Here is a 16,809-nt window from a genome sequence, read left to right on the forward strand (position 1 = left end):
TCCGTTGACCTCAAGTCCGCTGGAGGTCGTACGTTCCTCACATGAGTATGGAAACCACGGCGTGGACACAGCTCCACAACGTCATGAACGCGCAAGCGGACCGACGTCCCTTCGACCGGACCACCCTGCGGCGCATCGCCGCGTTCGCCCGCCCGCACCGGCGGCGGGTCGCCCTCTTCCTGATCCTGAGCGTGGCGACGGCACTGCTCGCGGTCGCCACCCCCGTCCTCGCCGGCCGCGTCGTCAACGCCATCGTGGCCGGCAAGGAGTCGGGCACCGTCACGCGGCTGTCCATCCTCATCGCCGTGATCGCCGTCGCGGAGGCCGCACTCGGCCTGGTCAGCCGCTGGCTCTCGGCCAACCTCGGCGAAGGCCTGATCCTCGATCTGCGCACCGCCGTCTTCGACCATGTGCAGCGCATGCCGGTCGCCTTCTTCACCCGGACCCGCACCGGCGCACTCGTCAGCCGCCTCAACAACGACGTCATCGGAGCCCAACGGGCCTTCAGCAACACCCTGTCCGGTGTCGTCAGCAATGTCGTGACGCTGCTGCTCACGCTCGGCGTGATGCTCTCCATCTCCTGGCAGATCACCGTGCTCGCCCTGGTGCTGCTGCCGGTGTTCGTACTGCCGGCCCGCCGGATGGGTTCCCGGATGGCGAGGCTCCAGCGGGAGGCCGCGGCCCACAACGCCGCTATGGGCACCCGGATGACCGAGCGCTTCTCCGCACCCGGCGCCACCCTGATCAAGCTCTTCGGCCGCCCGGCCGACGAGTCCGCCGAATTCGCCGTCAGAGCCGGCCGGGTGCGTGACATCGGCGTACGCACGGCCATGGCCCAATCCGCGTTCATCACCGCCCTCACCCTCGTGTCCGCTCTGGCGCTGGCCCTCGTCTACGGGCTCGGCGGGTTCTACGCACTGCGCGGGCAGCTCGACGCGGGCGCGGTCGTGGCCCTGGCCCTCCTGCTGACCCGGCTCTACGCACCGCTCACCGCACTCGCCGGGGCGCGCGTCGAGGTGATGAGCGCGCTCGTCAGCTTCGAGCGGGTCTTCGAGGTGCTCGACCTCGAGCCGCTCATCGACCAGAAGCCGGACGCACGGGCGGTTCCGGACGGCCCGGTGTCCGTGGAGTTCGACCAGGTGCGGTTCGGCTACCCCTCCGCCGACAAGGTCTCGCTCGCCTCGCTGGAGGACGTCGCGAGCCTCGACACCCGCGGCGGCGGCGAAGTGCTGCGCGGCATTTCCTTCCGCGCCGAACCCGGCCAGACCGTCGCGCTCGTCGGCTCCTCCGGCGCGGGCAAGTCGACCATCGCCCAACTGCTGCCCCGCCTGTACGACACCGACGAGGGTTCGGTACGCATCGGCGGCGTCGACGTACGCGACCTGACCGCCGACACCCTGCGCGACACCCTCGGCATGGTCACCCAGGACGGCCACCTCTTCCACGAGTCGGTCCGCGCCAACCTGCTGCTCGCCCGACCCGGAGCCACCGAGGAGGACCTCTGGGACGCACTGCGCCGTTCCCGCCTGGACGGGCTCGTCGCCTCGCTGCCCGACGGGCTCGACACCGTCGTCGGCGAACGCGGCTACCGGCTCTCCGGCGGCGAACGCCAGCGCCTCACCATCGCCCGGCTGCTCCTGGCCCGCCAGCGCGTCGTCATCCTCGACGAGGCCACCGCCCACCTCGACAACACCTCCGAGGCGGCCGTCCAGGAGGCACTCGCCGAGGCGCTCGCCGGACGCACCGCGGTCGTGATCGCCCACCGGCTCTCCACCGTGCGGACGGCCGACCTCATCCTGGTCGTGGAGAACGGGCAGATCGTGGAGCGGGGCACGCACGACGAACTCCTCGCGGCGGGCGGCCGGTACGAGGAGCTGTACCGCACCCAGTTCGAGACCCCCGGCGCGGAACACGCGGAGCTCGGCTGACAACGGCCGTCCCTACCATCGGTCAGCCGGGGAACCCGGTACGTGCGGCCGTCCGGTCCGCACCGCCGGCCTCGTCCGCCGCGAGCGCCCCTGCGGGACAGGGGAGTTCCCCGGCCAGGGCCGCGGCCCGCGCGAACTCCTCGCGTGCCGCCGCCTCCCGGCCCGGCGCCGCGAGCGCGGCCGCGTGCACGGCGGACGTATTACCGGCCGGGGCGGCCGGATTACCGGCGCAGGGCGTGTCACCGTGACAGTGGCCATGGAAGCGGCCCCTGGCGCCCAAAAACTAACAGCGCTAGTTTGGGGCGCGTACGACTACGCCGTAGCAACGGCACTTCGGGAGGAACGCGATGAAGGCCCACGACGGGATGTACATCGGCGGCGAGTGGCGCGCCGCCGCGGGCACGGATGCGATCGAGGTGGTCGATCCGGCGAACGAGCAGATCATCGCCCATGTCCCGGCGGGCACCGCCGAGGACGTGGACGCCGCGGTACGGGCCGCCCGCGCCGCGCTGCCCGGCTGGGCGGCCACCCCGCCCGCCGGGCGCGCCGCGCGCGTCGCCGCCCTGCGTGACGTGCTCGTCGCCCGCAAGGGCGAGATCGCCGCGACCGTCACCGCCGAACTCGGCGCGCCGCTGCCGTTCTCGCAGGCGGTGCACGCGGGCGTGCCGATCCTGGTGGCCGGCTCGTACGCCGAGCTCGCCGCCTCGTACGCCTTCGAGGAGAAGGTCGGCAACTCCACCGTGTACGCCGAGCCGGTCGGCGTCGTCGGCGCGATCACCCCGTGGAACTACCCGCTGCACCAGATCGTCGCCAAGGTCGCCCCCGCGCTCGCGGCGGGCTGCACGATTGTCCTCAAGCCCGCCGAGGACACCCCGCTGACCGCCCAGCTCTTCGCCGAGGCCGTCCATGAGGCGGGCATCCCCGCGGGCGTGTTCAACCTGGTCACCGGCCTCGGCCCGGTCGCCGGACAGGCCCTGGCCGAGCACGACGGCGTCGACCTGGTCTCCTTCACCGGCTCCACCGCCGTCGGCAAGCAGATCGGCGCCACGGCCGGCGCAGCCGTCAAGCGCGTCGCCCTCGAACTGGGCGGCAAGTCCGCCAACGTCATCCTGCCGAGCGCTGACCTCGCCAAGGCCGTAGGCGTCGGCGTCGCCAACGTCATGGGCAACTCCGGCCAGACGTGCAGCGCCTGGACCCGGATGCTGGTGCACAGCTCGCAGTACGACGAGGCGGTCGCGCTTGCCGCGGAGGCGGCCGCCAAGTACGGCGACCGCATCGGCCCCCTCGTCAACGCCAAGCAGCACGCACGGGTGCGCGGCTACATCGAGAGGGGCGTGGCGGAGGGCGCCCGACTGGTCGCCGGCGGCCCCGAAGCCCCGCGCGAACAGGGCTACTTCGTCAGCCCGACCGTGTTCGCCGATGTCACCCCGGAGATGACCGTCGCCCAGGAGGAGATCTTCGGTCCGGTCGTCTCGCTCATCCGCTACGAGGACGAGGACGACGCCCTGCGCATCGCCAACGGCACCGTGTACGGCCTCGCGGGCGCCGTCTGGGCGGGCGACGACGCGGAGGCGGTGGCGTTCGCCCGGCGGATGGACACCGGGCAGGTCGACATCAACGGCGGCCGGTTCAACCCGCTCGCCCCGTTCGGCGGCTACAAGCAGTCCGGCGTCGGCCGCGAACTCGGCTCCCACGGGCTCGCGGAGTACCTCCAGACCAAGTCCCTGCAGTTCTGACCGATCCGCACCGCCCCGTTCCTCCGTCGCCCACCGTCAAGGAGTCTGTTCGTGGTCCGCGCCGCCGTACTGCCCGCCGTCGGAGCTCCCCTGGAGATCACCGGCATCGAACTCCCGGAGCCCGGCCCCGGCCGGGTCAGGGTCGCTCTCGCCGCCGCCGGCGTCTGCCACTCCGACCTCTCGCTGTCCGACGGCACCATGAGGGTGCCCGTCCCCGCCGTTCTCGGCCATGAGGGCGCGGGCACCGTCGTCGCGGTCGGCGAGGGAGTCACCCATGTGGCACCCGGCGACGGCGTCGTCCTCAACTGGGCGCCTTCCTGCGGGAGTTGCCATGCCTGCGCGCTGGGCGAGGTCTGGCTCTGCGCGAACGCCCTGAACGGTGCGGGCGCCGTGCACGCCCGGCGCGCGGACGACGGCGGTGAACTGCACCCCGGTCTCAACGTCGCCGCGTTCGCCGAGGAGACGGTCGTTTCCGCCGGCTGCGTCCTGCCCGTGCCGGACGGCATCCCGCTCACCGACGCGGCCCTCCTGGGCTGCGCGGTCCTCACCGGCTACGGCGCCGTGCACCACTCGGCGAAGCTCCGCGAGGGCGAGACGGTCGCGGTGTTCGGCGCCGGGGGAGTGGGGCTGGCGGCGCTCCAGGCCGCCCGTATCGCCGGTGCCTCGCGCATCGTCGCGGTCGACGTCTCCCCGCATAAGGAGGAGCTGGCCCGCCGGGCGGGCGCCACCGACTACGTGGTCGCCTCGGAGAACACCGCGCGCGAGATCCGGGCGCTCACCGGCAAGCAGGGGGTGGACGCCGCCATCGAGTGCGTGGGCCGCGCCGTCACCATCCGTACCGCCTGGGAGTCGACCCGGCGCGGCGGCCGGACCACGGTCGTCGGCATCGGCGGCAAGGACCAGGAGGTCACCTTCAACGCCCTGGAGCTCTTCCACTGGGGCCGCACCCTCTCCGGCTGCGTCTACGGCAACTGCGACCCCGCCCGGGACCTGCCCGTCCTGGCCGCCCATGTCCGGGAGGGCCGGCTAGATCTGGGCGCCCTGGTGACGGAGCGCATCACCCTCGACGGCATCCCGGCGGCGTTCGACAACATGATCGCGGGCAAGGGGGGACGGGCCCTGGTGGTCTTCTGACAGCCGGCCGCGACGGCCGCCGGTCGGGCCCTCAGGCCGTGGGCCGGGTCACCGCCCTGTCCGTGGTGAGCAGCCGGGCGTCCATCTCGCCCTGCTCGAAGAGCCGGGAGGCCGGGCCCACGATCAGCGGGTCCGGCTCGTGGGCCACCGCCGTGTCCTTGTCCGGGTAGTCGAAGCGGTGCAGCACATGCCGGATCGCCTCCAGCCTGGCCCGCTTCTTGTCGTTGCTCTTCACCACGGTCCAGGGCGCGTCCGCCGTGTCCGTGTGGAACAGCATCAGCTCCTTGGCCTCCGTGTACGCGTCCCACTTGTCCAGCGAGGCGAGGTCGACCGGGCTGAGTTTCCACTGCCGTACCGGATCGATCTGGCGGATCATGAACCGGTTGCGCTGCTCGTTGCGGGAGACGGAGAACCAGAACTTCACCAGGTGGATGCCGTCCCGGGCGAGCATCCGCTCGAAGCCCGGTGCCTGGTGCATGAATTCGAGGTACTCGCGGGTGGTGCAGAACCCCATCACCCGCTCCACACCGGCCCGGTTGTACCAGGAACGGTCGAACAGCACGATCTCCCCGGCGGACGGCAGATGCGCCGTGTACCGCTGGAAGTACCACTGGGTGCGCTCGCGTTCGGTGGGCTTCTCCAGCGCCACCACCCGCGCGCCACGGGGGTTGAGGTGCTCGGTGAACCGCTTGATGGTGCCGCCCTTGCCGGCCGCGTCCCGTCCCTCGAAGAGGATGACGAGGCGTTCGTCGCGGTCCTTCACCCAGTGCTGGAGCTTGAGCAGTTCGATCTGGAGGGCGCGCTTGGACGTCTCGTACGCCCTGCGGCCGAGCTTTTGGTCGTACGGGTAGTTCTCCCGCCAGGCGTCCCGGGCCCGGCCCTCGGGCGTCACCAGGACCGGATCGTCGTCGCCGCTGTCGGTCACCCGGAAGCCTTCGAGCCCGGGCCCGCCGTACCGGGCCGCCTCGGTGAGCGATGCCGGCACGGCCTCCCGGGCCCCAGCCGGTTTCTCCGCGCCCTTCTTCTCCGCGCCCTTCTTCCCCGCCCGCTCAGCGCCGGTCGGTTTCCCGGTGTTCCGCGTCATGTCGGTGTCCCTCCACCGGCCGTGCCGGATTCTTCCGCGTCAGGCCAGTCTGCGGACGCATCCGGGAGACCGCCACCCCGGCCAGGCAGAGCAGTCCGCCGCCGACGGTGAGCGGTGCGGGCACCTCGTCCAGCACCAGCCAGGACATCAGCACCACCAGCGCCGGCACCGCGTACGTGGTGGCACCCATCCGTCCTGCCGTGGTCCGGGCGAGCGCGTAGGCCCAGGTGGTGAAGGCCAGCGCGGTCGGGAAGAGGCCCAGATAGACCATGTTCAGGGTGGCGGACAGCGGTGCGTCGGCGGCGTCGGAGACCAGTGCGCCGGTGAACGGCAGACAGGCGACGGTGCCGACCAGGCAGCCGAAGGTGGTGATCTGCAGCGCGGAGCCGTGCCGCAGGGCGGGCTTCTGGCGCACCACCCCGGTCGCGTACGCCACGGCGGCCAGCAGGCACAGCGCCACGCCGAGCACCGACGCACCGCCCTCACCCGACATCGAGAGCCCCACCACCGCGGCGCCCGCGAAGGACACGGTCATGCCCGCCAGCAGCCTGCCGGGCAGCCCCTCGCCCAGCATCCGGGCACCGAGCAGCGCGATCAGCAGCGGCCCGATGTTCACCACCATCGCGGCCGTGCCCGCGTCGACCTGCTGCTCACCCCAGTTGAGCACCACCATGTACAGCCCGAACCAGAGCAGCCCGGACCAGATGATCCCCGGCCAGGCGGCCCGCGAAGGCAGCCCCTCGCGCCGCACCACCAGGAGCACGCCGAGCGCCAGCGAGCCGGCGAGCAGCCGGCCGAGGGCGAGCGCACCGGGCGAGTAGGCCTCGCCGGCGCTGCGGATGGAGACGAAGGCGGAGGCCCAGAGCAGCACGGTGGTGCAGGCCGCGGCGGTGGCCCGCCGGTCGCGGTGCGCGGCGGGGGAGGGGATCGGGGGCGCAGTCATGGCTCAGACGGTAGGGCCGTGACCGTTCGGCACCTACCGAATTGTTGCCGGCTCGATGCCGAGGCGTTCGTACAGTGCCCGCTCCCCGGCCGGGGTGGCCTTCACCGCACGCCCGGACCCGATCCGTACGCACCACCCGGCTTCCAGCGCATGGCGGCACAGCGCGGCGCCCGCGACCCCGGCCAGGTGTGGCCTGCGCTCCGTCCAGTCCAGACAGCTCCGTACGAGGGGACGCCGCGAACCGGTCTCCAGAGCGATGCCCAGCTCGTCGAACCAGCGCAGGCCCTCGCCGGTGAGCGCGAAGCCGGTGTCCTGCGCCAGCAGTCCGCGTACGGTCATGGCGTCGGCGATCGCGATGCCGATCCGCCCCGCGAGGTGGTCGTAGCAGGTGCGGCCGCGGGCCATCGCGCTGCCCGCGCTCACCGCGCCCAGGGTGCGCGGCCGCTCGGCCACGGAGCCGGGGACGACGTGGGCCGCCAGGTCCTCGACGAGGTGCGCGATCCGTTCGTCGGCCAGCCGCAGATAGCGGTGGCGGCCCTGCCGCTCCTCGGCCAGCACTCCACCCGCGACGAGTCTGCCGAGGTGCTCGCTGGCGGTCGACGGTGCCACGGAGGCGTACCGGGCCAGTTCACCGGCGGTCCAGGCACGACCGTCGAGCAGGGCCAGGCAGAAGGCTGCGCGGGTCTCGTCGGCGAGGAGCGCGGCCAGGGCGGCGAGCCGGGGCGCGGCCGGGTCGGGGTGTGTCATGCGTGCCATGGGAACCAGGATGCGTCAGGAACGTTTCGGTGCGGGCCGAACCGTTGTGCCCGGTTCCAGCAGTTCGTACTGGGCCCGGAGGCCGTCCACCAGGGCCCGCAGTCCGGTCTCGAAGGCCCCCTCGTCGACCTTCTGGCGGCGCTCGGCCAGCAGGTGGGCCTGGCCGAGGTGCGGGTAGTCGGCGGGGTCGTACGCCGTCTCGTCGTCGACGAAGCCGCGGGCGAAGGAGCCCAGTGCCGAACCGGTGATGAAGTAGCGCATCAGGGCCCCGATGTACGTGGCCTGGGCGGGCGGCCAGCCGGCCCTGACCATCGCGCCGAACACCGCGTCGGCGACCCGGAGTCCGGCCGGCCGGCGGCCGGGACCCTGGGCCAGCACCGGAACGATGTGCGGGTGCTCGGCGAGCGCCGCACGATAGGAGACGGCCCAGTCGTGCAGGGCGGCGCACCAGTCGCGGGTGTCCGACTCGTCGAACATCGACAGATCGACCTGTGCGGAAACGGAGTTCGCGACCGCGTCCAGGATCTCGTCCTTGTTGCGGAAGTGGTTGTAGAGCGAGGGTCCGCTGACCCCGAGTTCGGCCGCGAGCCGACGGGTGGACACGGCGTCGAGCCCCTCGGAGTCCACGAGTGCGCTCGCCGTCTCGACGATGCGGTCTCTGCTGAGGAGGGGCTTGCGCGGTCGGGCCATGCCGCACATAGTAGGGCCTGCAAGCGAAAAACTAGCAGTGCTAATTAAAGTGTGGGAGTCGAAGGATGAACCTGGAGCTCAGCGAGGAGCAGGAAGCCGTCCGGCAGCTCGCCAAGGACTTCGTCGCCCGTGAGATCGCCCCGCACGTCGTGGCGTGGGACCGGGCCGAGAACGTCGACAAGTCGATCGTGAAGAAACTGGGCTCCGTGGGGTTCCTCGGGCTGACCGTCCCCGAGGAGTACGGCGGCTCGGGCGGCGATCACCTCTCCTACTGCCTGGTCACCGAGGAGCTCGGGCGCGGCGATTCCTCGGTCCGGGGCATCGTCTCCGTCTCCCTCGGCCTCGTCACCAAGACCATTGCCGCGTGGGGCGACGAGGAGCAGAAGCGGCACTGGCTGCCCCGGCTCACCGCGGGCGAGGCGATCGGCTGCTTCGGCCTCACCGAGCCCGGCACCGGCTCGGACGCCGGGAACCTGACGACGAAGGCCGTCCGTGACGGTGGTGAGTACGTCATCAACGGCAGCAAGATGTTCATCACCAACGGCACCTGGGCCGACGTGGTGCTGCTCTTCGCCCGCACCAATGACACCCCCGGCCACAGGGGCATATCGGCCTTCCTGGTCCCCACCGGCACCCCCGGCCTCGGCCGCCGCACCATCCACGGCAAGCTCGGCCTGCGCGGCCAGGCCACCGCCGAGGTGGTCCTGGAGGACGTCAGGGTGCCCGCCCCGGCGCTCCTGGGGCCGGAGGGCAAGGGCTTCTCCATCGCCATGTCCGCCCTGGCCAAGGGCCGGATGTCGGTCGCGGCCGGCTGCGTCGGCATCGCCCAGGCCGCACTGGACGCCGCCGTGGGCTACGCCGGGGAGCGCGAGCAGTTCGGCAAGTCCATCGCGAGCTACCAGCTCGTCCAGGAACTCATCAGCGACATCGCCGTGGACGTGGACGCCGCCCGGCTGCTGACCTGGCGGGTGGCGGACCTCATCGACCGCGGCGAGGACTTCGCCACCGCCGCCTCCAAGGCGAAGCTCTTCGCATCCGAGGCCGCCGTCCGCGCCGCCAACAACGCGCTGCAGGTCTTCGGCGGCTACGGCTACATCGACGAGTACCCGGTCGGCAAGCTGCTGCGCGATGCCCGGGTGATGACGCTGTACGAGGGCACCAGCCAGATCCAGAAGCTGATCATCGGCCGCGCGCTCACGGGGGTCTCCGCCTTCTGAGCCCCGCGTCGCGGCTCGAACGGGCGTCTGAGTACCTGGCTGAGTACGGGAGCGGATGTGGCGCACGCCACCTCGGCCGATGCTGGGCGCCATGAGTGAGACAACATCGGTCAAGCAGCAGGGCACCGCGGCCTTCTACGGTCAGGCCGTCGCCTCCTTCGGGGTGGCGATCGGTGCGGTGAGTCTCGGTATCTACTTCCTGGACGCCGACGCCTGGGTCCGTGGATTCCTCGCGATCGGCGTCCTCTACCTCGTCACCTCCTGCTTCACCCTGGCCAAGGTCATCCGTGACCGGCAGGAAGCGGGGCAGATCGTCAGCCGGGTCGACCAGGCCCGGCTGGAGAAGATCCTCGCCGAGCACGACCCCTTCCAGAAGCTCTGACGATCCCGCCGGACGAACCCTAAGCGCTTGCTCAGGTTCGGGGTATGGTGTTCGTCCTGCTGATGAGAGGGGCGAGTGACGATGAGCACGGCGGAGGAGACCGACGGCGACAGCGCGCCGTGGGCCGAGGTGACGCCCGAGGCGGCCAGGCGGCTGCTCGTCGCCGCCGTCGACGCCTTCGCCGAGCGCGGGTACCACGCCACCACCACCCGCGACATCGCGGGCCGGGCGGGGATGAGTCCTGCCGCGCTCTACATCCACTACAAGACGAAGGAAGAACTGCTCCACCGGATCAGCCGGATCGGCCACGACCGCGCCCTGTTCGTCCTGGAGGCGGCCGCCGACAGCGGGGGCACGGCGGCCGAGCGGCTGGCCGAGGCCGTACGGTCCTTCGTCCGCTGGCACGCCGAGCGGCACACCACCGCCCGCGTGGTCCAGTACGAACTCGACGCCCTCGGGGAGGAACACCGCACCGAGATCGTCGAACTGCGCCGCAGGAGCGACGCGGTGGTGCGCCGGATCATCGGCGAAGGCGTGCAGGCGGGGGAGTTCGACGTCCCCGACGTGCCGGGCACCACACTCGCCGTGCTCTCGCTCTGCATCGACGTGGCGCGCTGGTTCAACGGGCAGGGCAGCCGGACGCCGGACGAGGTCGGCGCACTCTATGCCGACCTCGTGCTGCGCATGGTCGCGGCCAAGCGGTAGCGACGGCGGGCCGCGTCGTCACCAGTGGTGGCGCGGCGCCGGGTCAGAAGTAGTAGCGCGACACCGACTCCGCCACGCACACCGGCTTGTCGGCGCCCTCGCGCTCGACCGTGACGACGGCGGTGACCTGCACCCCGCCCCCGGCCTCCTCGACGCTCTTCAGGACGGCCGACGCGCGCAGCCGCGAGCCCACCGGCACGGTGGAGGGGAAACGGACCTTGTTGGTCCCGTAGTTGATGCCCATCTTCATGCCCTCGACCCGCATGATCTGCGGTACGAGCGTCGGCAGCAGCGAGAGCGTGAGATAGCCGTGCGCGATCGTCGTGCCGAACGGCCCGGCGGCGGCCCGCTCCGGGTCCACGTGGATCCACTGGTGGTCACCGGTGGCCTCGGCGAAGAGGTCGATCCTCTTCTGCTCGATCTCCAGCCAGTCGCTGTGCCCCAGCTGCTCGCCCACTCCGTCGCTCAGCTCCTGCGCGGACGTGAAGATCCTCGGCTCTGCCATGTCCCTGGTCCCTGCCTTTCCAGCTCTGGGCCATTCCTCATCGCACTTTCTAAGCGCTTGCTCAGCATGGTTGGCGGGTGCGTTCCTGTCAACGACGGACCCGGCCGCGGACGGGACAGTAGGGTTGGAGGGGTGCCCCAGATCCCACAGACGCTCCATGAGCTCACGGTCGGACAGCTCTCCGCGCGCAGCGGCGCCGCTGTCTCGGCCCTGCACTTCTACGAGGCCAAGGGCCTGATCAGCAGCCGCCGTACCAGCGGCAACCAGCGCCGCTACACCAGGGACGCGCTGCGCAGGGTGGCGTTCATCCGCGCCGCGCAGCGGGTCGGCATCCCGCTCGCCACCATCCGGGACGCCCTCGGCGAACTCCCCGAGGAGCGCACCCCCAACCGCGACGACTGGGCACGGCTCTCCGCGGCCTGGCGCTCCGAACTCGACGACCGCATCGCGCGGTTGGGGCGGCTGCGGGACCACCTCACCGACTGCATCGGCTGTGGCTGTCTGTCGCTGGAGAACTGCGTGCTCTCCAACCCGAACGATGTCTCGGGCAGCCGGATGAGCGGCTCGCGCCTGATGCCGGAGCCGGAGGGCCCGCCAACGGAGTGCGTCTGAGGGCCGTCGGCCCTCGGCTCCGGACGCCGCCCGTCCGGGGGCCGGGCGGGCGCGGCCGGGCCGGACGCCCGCGTCACGCCACCGATGCCAGGTCCCGCCGCGGTGTGTTCCGGGCCTTCGTCAGCGTCCCCGGGGTGAGCACCGGCTGCGGCACCACGATCCCGCAGTCCGTACAGACCGGCCCCGACCACGGGGCGCACCGCAGATCCTGCCGCCAGCGGATCGCGGCGCCCGCGCAGACCGGGCAGACCGTGCCGGGGTCCGACTCCAGCGCCGCGATCAGCCGGCTCAGGACCTCGGCGAGCGGTGCCGACGGATGCAGCGCCGGGTCCTCGCAGCGGGCCACCCCGTTTCCGCCCCAGCTGCGCCGGTGCCAGTCGTCGAACGTCCCGGGCCGGCGCAGCCCGTCGTGCTTCTCCCGCCTGCGGCGCTCGGCGAACCCCGCCTCGTAACCGAGCCAGACCGCCCGTGCCGCCTCCAGTTCGTCCAGCGCGCGCATCAGCCGCGCCGGATCGGGCGACCGGTCCTCGGGCCCGATACCGTGCCGCACGCACAGATGGTCCCAGGTCGCCCGATGTCCGTAAGGGGCGAACCTCTCCAGGCACTTGCGCAGCGAATACCGCCGCAGTGCCAGATCGCTCCGTGAATCGCGGACCTGTCTCGCAAGACTCCGGAATCCCGCCACCGCACCGTCACCTCCGTCGCTCGTACTTCGGCGTCGAGGAATGGACGTACGGCCGCTCCGTTCGGATCCCGCGAAGGCTGATGTTGTCCGGAATTCGGCGCGGTCCGCCGCCGCGGGGCCGCGGTGGACGGTGCCATGTGACGATTCGGAAAAGGTGACTACCACTCACCTTACCGACGGGTCATACCGTCAGTAACCTCCGGCGCATCGGCCTCTCGGAGGAGCACGCATGCCCCCACGCACCGTCAAGTCCAGAGCCGCCGCCCTCGCGGCGGTTCTCGCACTCGGCACCACTCTGCTCGCGGCCTCGCCACAGGCCGGTGCCGCGGAACCCGACCCCGTCACCGACTACTGCCAGGGGCAGTGCGACGACATCCTGCCGCCCGGGGAGAACGGCAACGCCACCCTCGTCGACATTCTCGGCAACAAGGCGTTCGGTACGCACCCCAAGCACAGCGACGACCAACTCGACCGCTACAACGGCCTGGTGGCCGGATTTCCGGGTCTCACCGACCAGAAGCTGACCGACTTCTTCAACGACGCCTCGTTCGGTGTGCCCGAGGACCAGGTCGAGTCGGTCACCTCACCCCGGGACGACGTCACGATCACCCGCGACAAGGCGTCCGGTGTCCCGCACATCAAGGGCACCACCCGCTACGGCACCGAGTTCGGCGCCGGCTTCGCCGCCGGACAGGACCGGCTCTGGCTGATGGACCTCTTCCGCCACATCGGACGCGGTGAACTGACCTCGTTCGCCGGCGGCGCCCTCGCCAACCAGGGCCTGGAGCAGCAGTTCTGGCCGCAGGCCCCGTACACCGAGGCCGATCTCGAAGCCCAGGTCGAGTACATCAGGACCCACGAGGGTACCCGCGGCGAGCAGGCCATGGACGATGCCCAGGCGTACGTCGACGGCATCAACGCCTACCGGGAGAAGTCCAAGAACGGCCGTTACTTCCCGGGCGAGTACGTCCTCACCGGCAAGATCGACGCCGTCACCAACGTCGGTGAGATCCAGCCGTTCAAGCTGACCGACCTGATCTCCATCGCCTCGGTGGTCGGCGGCCAGTTCGGCGGCGGCGGTGGCGGGGAGGTGCAGGCGGCGCTCTCGCTGCTGGCCGCCCAGCAGAAGTACGGCGTCGTCGAAGGCACCGAGGTCTGGGAGTCCTTCCGCCAGCGTGAGGACCCCGAGGCGGTGCTGACGGTCCATGACGGCACCTCGTTCCCGTACGCGGGCAAGCCCGGCAAGGCGCGTGGCACCGCGCTGCCCGACGCCGGGTCCGTCACCGCGGAACCTCTGATATACGACCGCACCGGCTCCGCGGGCACCGACAGGAAGGACCCGGTCAAGGCCCCGGCCCCGCTCAAGAAGGCCCAGGGCATCTACGACGACGGCGTCATCCCTGAGGGCTCGCTGCCCGGTTCGGGCTCCGGCGCCCAGAAGCGCGGCATGTCCAACGCCCTGCTGGTCTCCGGGAAGCACACCGCGAGCGGGAATCCCATCGCCGTGTTCGGCCCGCAGACCGGCTACTTCGCCCCGCAGCTGATGATGCTCCAGGAGCTCCAGGGGCCGGGCATCAGCGCCCGCGGTGTCTCCTTCGCCGGTGTCGGCATGTACATCCAGATGGGCCGCGGCCAGGACTACGCCTGGAGCGCCACCTCGGCCGGCCAGGACATCACCGACACCTACGCCGTCGACCTGTGCGAGCCCGACGGCTCCACGCCGGCCAAGGACTCCACGCACTACCTCTACCGCGGCACCTGCACCGCCATGGAGACGCTGGAGCACACCAACTCCTGGAAACCGACCGTCGCCGACTCCACGGCGAAGGGCTCCTACCGGATGCAGGTCCGGCGCACGGACTACGGCATCGTCACCCACCGCGCCACCGTGGGCGGCAAGCCCGTCGCGTACACCTCGCTGCGCACCACCTACCGCCACGAGGCCGACTCGATCATCGGCTTCCAGATGCTGAACGACCCGTCGTACGTCAAGGACGCCGACTCCTTCCAGCGGGCGGCGAGCAATATCGACTACGCCTTCAACTGGTTCTACGCCGACTCCCGCACCGCCGCCTACTACAACAGCGGCATGAACCCGGTGCGCGCCGAGGGCGTCGACCCGGCACTGCCGGTGCGGGCCGAGCGGGCCTACGAGTGGCAGGGGTACGAACCGGCCGCCAACACCGCCGCGTACACGCCGTTCGCCGAGCACCCGCACTCCAGCGGGCAGGACTACTACGTCTCCTGGAACAACAGGCAGGCCAAGGGGTACGCCGCCGCGGGCTTCGGTCTCAGCGCCGTGCACCGGGGCGATCTGCTGGACGACCGGGTGGCGAAGCTGGTCGAGGAGGGCGGGGTGACCCGCGCCTCCCTCACCCGGGCCATGGCCGAGGCCGCCGTCACCGATCTGCGCGGCGAGCAGCTGCTGCCCGAGCTGCTGAAGGTGATCCGCTCCCAGCCGGTGACCGATCCCGAACTCAACAGCGCCGTACAGCAGTTGGAGTCCTGGCGGGCTGCGGGTTCGCAGCGCAGGGAGAACAGCCCCGGCTCGCACACCTACACCCACGCCGACGCGGTGCGGATCATGGACGCGTGGTGGCCGAAACTGGTCGAGGCCGAGTTCCGGCCGGGGCTCGGCGACGGCCTGTACGAAGCGCTGACCGCCGCCCTCGCCACCGACGAGTCGCCGGCGGCGAGCCACGGGCCGAGCGGGGCGCACAGCGGCTCCGCGTTCCAGTACGGCTGGTGGGGGTTCGTGGACAAGGACCTGCGCCAGGTCCTGGGGCAGTCGGTCAAGGGGCCGTTGGCCAGGACGTACTGCGGCGACGGCGATGCGGGCAGCTGCCGTGACGCGCTGCTCGCGTCCCTGAAGCAGGCCGTGGCCGAGCCGGCGACGGAGGTCTACCCCGGGGACGGCAACTGCAAGGCGGGCGAGCAGTGGTGCTCCGACTCGATCGTCCACCGGCCGCTCGGCGGGATCGGCCAGAAGGCGATCCACTGGCAGAACCGCCCGACGTACCAGCAGGTGGTGGAGTTCCCCGCCCACCGGTAGGGGGCTGAAGCGCTGTGCCGGGCGGGTCCGGACTCCTCGGGCCCGCCCGGCGCCGTCTCAGCGGTACTGGAGATACTGCTTCCGTGCGGCCCGGAACGCGGCGAGATCCTGCGCCCAGGCGCCCACCACCTCGTCCGTGTCGGCCCCCGCGTCGATCATGGTGCGGACCCGGGTGTTGCCGGTGAGCTTGTCGATCCAGTTGTCCGAGCGCCACTCGAACCCGCTCCAGGTCCGCTTCGCCGTCACCAGCAGCGCGATCCCCGTGCGTACCGGATCGAAGACCTCGCGGTCCTGGACGTGCAGCTGCACACCGCCGACCGTCTTCCCCTGGAACTTGGAGAACGTCGGCGCGAAGTACGCCTCGCGGAACGCCACCCCGGGCAGGCCGAGCGCGTTCGCGGCCGCCGCCCAGCGGTGGTCGACGCCCTCCGCGCCGAGCAGTTCGAACGGCCGGGTCGTGCCGCGCCCCTCGGAGAGGTTGGTGCCCTCGAACAGGCAGGTCCCCGAGTAGACGAGCGCGGTGTCGGGCGTCGGCATGTTGGGGCTCGGCGGCACCCACGGCAGCCCGGTCATGTCGAAGAAGTCCGAGCGCTTCCAGCCGGACATCTTCACGATGCGCAGGTCCACCGGGCGTTCGGCCAGGAACCGGGCGTTGAAGAACAGGGCCAGCTCGGTGACCGTCATGCCGTGTGCCTGCGCGATCTCCCGGCGGCCCACGAAGGTGCCGAACGCCGGGTCGAGCACCGGGCCGAGCGCCGCCCGCCCGGTCACCGGGTTCGGCCGGTCCAGGACGACGAAGCGCTTCCCCGCGAGCGCCGCCGCCTCCATGCAGTCGTACAGCGTCCAGATGTACGTGTAGAAGCGGGCGCCCGCGTCCTGGATGTCGAAGACGACCGTGTCCACGCCGGACGCGGTGAAGACGTCGGCGAGCGGCTGCCCGCTCTTCAGGTACGTGTCGTAGACCGGCAGTCCGGTCGCCGGGTCGTCGTAACGCCCCTCCGAACCGCCCGCCTGCGCGGTACCGCGGAAACCGTGCTCGGGTCCGAAGACGGCGATCAGGTCCACCCGCTCGTCCGGGTGCATCACATCGACGATGTGGCGCACGTCGGAGGTGATCCCGGTCGGGTTGGTGACCACCCCGACCTTCTCGCCCTTCAGCAGCGCGTAGCCGTCCGCCGCCAGCCGGTCGAAGCCGGTACGGACCCGGCCGTGCCCCTTGCCCGCGGCGGGGGCGGCGCTCGCGGCCCCGGTCCCGGCGGCCGTTGCCGCGAGGGCCCCCACCGCACCGCCGGCGGCCAGCAAACCACGTCTGGTCAGGCTCATTCGGCTACCTCCATGATCGCGACGTCTGTCATGGTCACGCACGCTAGCGCGCGTTCA

Annotated in this window: 16 protein-coding genes; 8 read left to right on the top strand and 8 right to left on the bottom strand. The window is 71.4% G+C overall.

Going from position 1 to position 16,809, the window contains the following annotated elements; all coding sequences use genetic code 11:
• Nucleotides 1–41 precede the first annotated feature (41 nt).
• Nucleotides 42–1,928, top strand: coding sequence for an ABC transporter ATP-binding protein (locus OHA19_RS31525; protein ID WP_405711141.1), 1,887 nt, complete (start codon nt 42–44; stop codon nt 1,926–1,928).
• A gap of 22 nt (nt 1,929–1,950) precedes the next feature.
• Here OHA19_RS31525 and OHA19_RS31530 read toward each other — a convergent pair whose 3' ends face one another.
• Nucleotides 1,951–2,118: a hypothetical protein gene (locus OHA19_RS31530; protein ID WP_405711139.1), complete on the bottom strand. Its 168-nt coding sequence runs from the start codon at nt 2,116–2,118 to the stop codon at nt 1,951–1,953.
• A 157-nt stretch (nt 2,119–2,275) separates the two neighbouring features.
• Here OHA19_RS31530 and OHA19_RS31535 point away from each other — a divergent pair, with 157 nt between their 5' ends.
• Together OHA19_RS31535 and OHA19_RS31540 are read left to right on the top strand one after the other, a co-directional pair.
• Nucleotides 2,276–3,664: an aldehyde dehydrogenase family protein gene (locus tag OHA19_RS31535; protein WP_405752405.1), complete on the top strand. Its 1,389-nt coding sequence runs from the start codon at nt 2,276–2,278 to the stop codon at nt 3,662–3,664.
• 51 nt (nt 3,665–3,715) lie between these two features.
• Nucleotides 3,716–4,798 (top strand): Zn-dependent alcohol dehydrogenase, encoded by a 1,083-nt coding sequence (locus OHA19_RS31540; RefSeq protein ID WP_405711135.1) that lies wholly within the window; start codon nt 3,716–3,718, stop codon nt 4,796–4,798.
• A gap of 31 nt (nt 4,799–4,829) precedes the next feature.
• Here OHA19_RS31540 and ppk2 read toward each other — a convergent pair whose 3' ends face one another.
• The 4 genes from ppk2 to OHA19_RS31560 are packed head-to-tail and all read right to left on the bottom strand — an operon-like array spanning nt 4,830 to nt 8,271.
• Nucleotides 4,830–5,882 carry a polyphosphate kinase 2 gene (ppk2, locus tag OHA19_RS31545; RefSeq protein ID WP_405752408.1) on the bottom strand — a complete coding sequence of 351 codons (1,053 nt, stop codon included), beginning with the start codon at nt 5,880–5,882 and terminating at the stop codon, nt 4,830–4,832.
• On the bottom strand, nt 5,848–6,825 hold the full coding sequence (locus OHA19_RS31550) for a DMT family transporter (protein WP_405711132.1): 978 nt from the start codon (nt 6,823–6,825) through the stop codon (nt 5,848–5,850). The genes ppk2 and OHA19_RS31550 overlap by 35 nt, the downstream gene beginning before the upstream one ends.
• A 33-nt stretch (nt 6,826–6,858) precedes the next feature.
• On the bottom strand, nt 6,859–7,572 hold the full coding sequence (locus OHA19_RS31555; RefSeq protein ID WP_405721297.1) for an ArsR/SmtB family transcription factor: 714 nt from the start codon (nt 7,570–7,572) through the stop codon (nt 6,859–6,861).
• A 24-nt stretch (nt 7,573–7,596) separates the two neighbouring features.
• The gene (locus OHA19_RS31560) at nt 7,597–8,271 is read right to left on the bottom strand and encodes a TetR/AcrR family transcriptional regulator (protein ID WP_405711130.1); all 675 of its coding nucleotides are present in this window, start codon (nt 8,269–8,271) and stop codon (nt 7,597–7,599) included.
• A 65-nt stretch (nt 8,272–8,336) separates the two neighbouring features.
• Between OHA19_RS31560 and OHA19_RS31565 the strand changes: the two genes are divergently transcribed.
• From OHA19_RS31565 to OHA19_RS31575, 3 genes are all read left to right on the top strand, one after another.
• Entirely contained in the window at nt 8,337–9,488 is a 1,152-nt protein-coding gene (locus OHA19_RS31565) for an acyl-CoA dehydrogenase family protein (RefSeq protein ID WP_405711128.1), read from the top strand.
• A 91-nt stretch (nt 9,489–9,579) separates the two neighbouring features.
• Nucleotides 9,580–9,870 (top strand): YiaA/YiaB family inner membrane protein, encoded by a 291-nt coding sequence (locus OHA19_RS31570; protein ID WP_405711126.1) that lies wholly within the window; start codon nt 9,580–9,582, stop codon nt 9,868–9,870.
• Nucleotides 9,871–9,951: 81 nt separating this feature from the next.
• Nucleotides 9,952–10,575, top strand: a complete 624-nt coding sequence (locus OHA19_RS31575; RefSeq protein WP_405711124.1) for a TetR/AcrR family transcriptional regulator — start codon at nt 9,952–9,954, stop codon at nt 10,573–10,575.
• A 43-nt stretch (nt 10,576–10,618) separates the two neighbouring features.
• Here OHA19_RS31575 and OHA19_RS31580 read toward each other — a convergent pair whose 3' ends face one another.
• Nucleotides 10,619–11,080 carry a MaoC family dehydratase gene (locus OHA19_RS31580; RefSeq protein ID WP_405711123.1) on the bottom strand — a complete coding sequence of 154 codons (462 nt, stop codon included), beginning with the start codon at nt 11,078–11,080 and terminating at the stop codon, nt 10,619–10,621.
• Between the two features lie 132 nt (nt 11,081–11,212).
• Here OHA19_RS31580 and soxR point away from each other — a divergent pair, with 132 nt between their 5' ends.
• On the top strand, nt 11,213–11,692 hold the full coding sequence (gene soxR / locus OHA19_RS31585) for a redox-sensitive transcriptional activator SoxR (RefSeq protein ID WP_405711121.1): 480 nt from the start codon (nt 11,213–11,215) through the stop codon (nt 11,690–11,692).
• A gap of 73 nt (nt 11,693–11,765) precedes the next feature.
• Here the strand turns inward: soxR and OHA19_RS31590 are convergent, their stop codons facing one another.
• Complete coding sequence (locus OHA19_RS31590) at nt 11,766–12,377, bottom strand: hypothetical protein (RefSeq protein WP_405711119.1); 612 nt, start codon at nt 12,375–12,377, stop codon at nt 11,766–11,768.
• Nucleotides 12,378–12,606: 229 nt separating this feature from the next.
• On the opposite strand from OHA19_RS31590, the gene OHA19_RS31595 reads away from it, so the two are divergent.
• Nucleotides 12,607–15,429, top strand: coding sequence for a penicillin acylase family protein (locus tag OHA19_RS31595; RefSeq protein ID WP_405711118.1), 2,823 nt, complete (start codon nt 12,607–12,609; stop codon nt 15,427–15,429).
• A 57-nt stretch (nt 15,430–15,486) separates the two neighbouring features.
• Here the strand turns inward: OHA19_RS31595 and OHA19_RS31600 are convergent, their stop codons facing one another.
• Nucleotides 15,487–16,752 (bottom strand): exo-beta-N-acetylmuramidase NamZ domain-containing protein, encoded by a 1,266-nt coding sequence (locus tag OHA19_RS31600; protein ID WP_405711117.1) that lies wholly within the window; start codon nt 16,750–16,752, stop codon nt 15,487–15,489.
• Nucleotides 16,753–16,809 lie beyond the last annotated feature (57 nt).

Source organism: Streptomyces sp. NBC_00012 (genome assembly GCF_045040875.1).
Lineage (GTDB): Bacteria > Actinomycetota > Actinomycetes > Streptomycetales > Streptomycetaceae > Streptomyces.

Bases quoted from the DNA above. Each gene is read 5' to 3' on its own strand.
- OHA19_RS31525 (WP_405711141.1), top strand. From the start codon at position 42: ATGAGTATGGAAACCACGGCGTGGACACAGCTCCACAACGTCATGAAC.
- OHA19_RS31535 (WP_405752405.1), top strand. From the start codon at position 2,276: ATGAAGGCCCACGACGGGATGTACATCGGCGGCGAGTGGCGCGCCGCC.
- ppk2 (WP_405752408.1), bottom strand. From the start codon at position 5,882: ATGACGCGGAACACCGGGAAACCGACCGGCGCTGAGCGGGCGGGGAAG.
- OHA19_RS31550 (WP_405711132.1), bottom strand. From the start codon at position 6,825: ATGACTGCGCCCCCGATCCCCTCCCCCGCCGCGCACCGCGACCGGCGG.
- OHA19_RS31555 (WP_405721297.1), bottom strand. From the start codon at position 7,572: ATGACACACCCCGACCCGGCCGCGCCCCGGCTCGCCGCCCTGGCCGCG.
- OHA19_RS31560 (WP_405711130.1), bottom strand. From the start codon at position 8,271: ATGGCCCGACCGCGCAAGCCCCTCCTCAGCAGAGACCGCATCGTCGAG.
- OHA19_RS31565 (WP_405711128.1), top strand. From the start codon at position 8,337: ATGAACCTGGAGCTCAGCGAGGAGCAGGAAGCCGTCCGGCAGCTCGCC.
- OHA19_RS31570 (WP_405711126.1), top strand. From the start codon at position 9,580: ATGAGTGAGACAACATCGGTCAAGCAGCAGGGCACCGCGGCCTTCTAC.
- OHA19_RS31575 (WP_405711124.1), top strand. From the start codon at position 9,952: ATGAGCACGGCGGAGGAGACCGACGGCGACAGCGCGCCGTGGGCCGAG.
- OHA19_RS31580 (WP_405711123.1), bottom strand. From the start codon at position 11,080: ATGGCAGAGCCGAGGATCTTCACGTCCGCGCAGGAGCTGAGCGACGGA.
- OHA19_RS31595 (WP_405711118.1), top strand. From the start codon at position 12,607: ATGCCCCCACGCACCGTCAAGTCCAGAGCCGCCGCCCTCGCGGCGGTT.
- OHA19_RS31600 (WP_405711117.1), bottom strand. From the start codon at position 16,752: ATGAGCCTGACCAGACGTGGTTTGCTGGCCGCCGGCGGTGCGGTGGGG.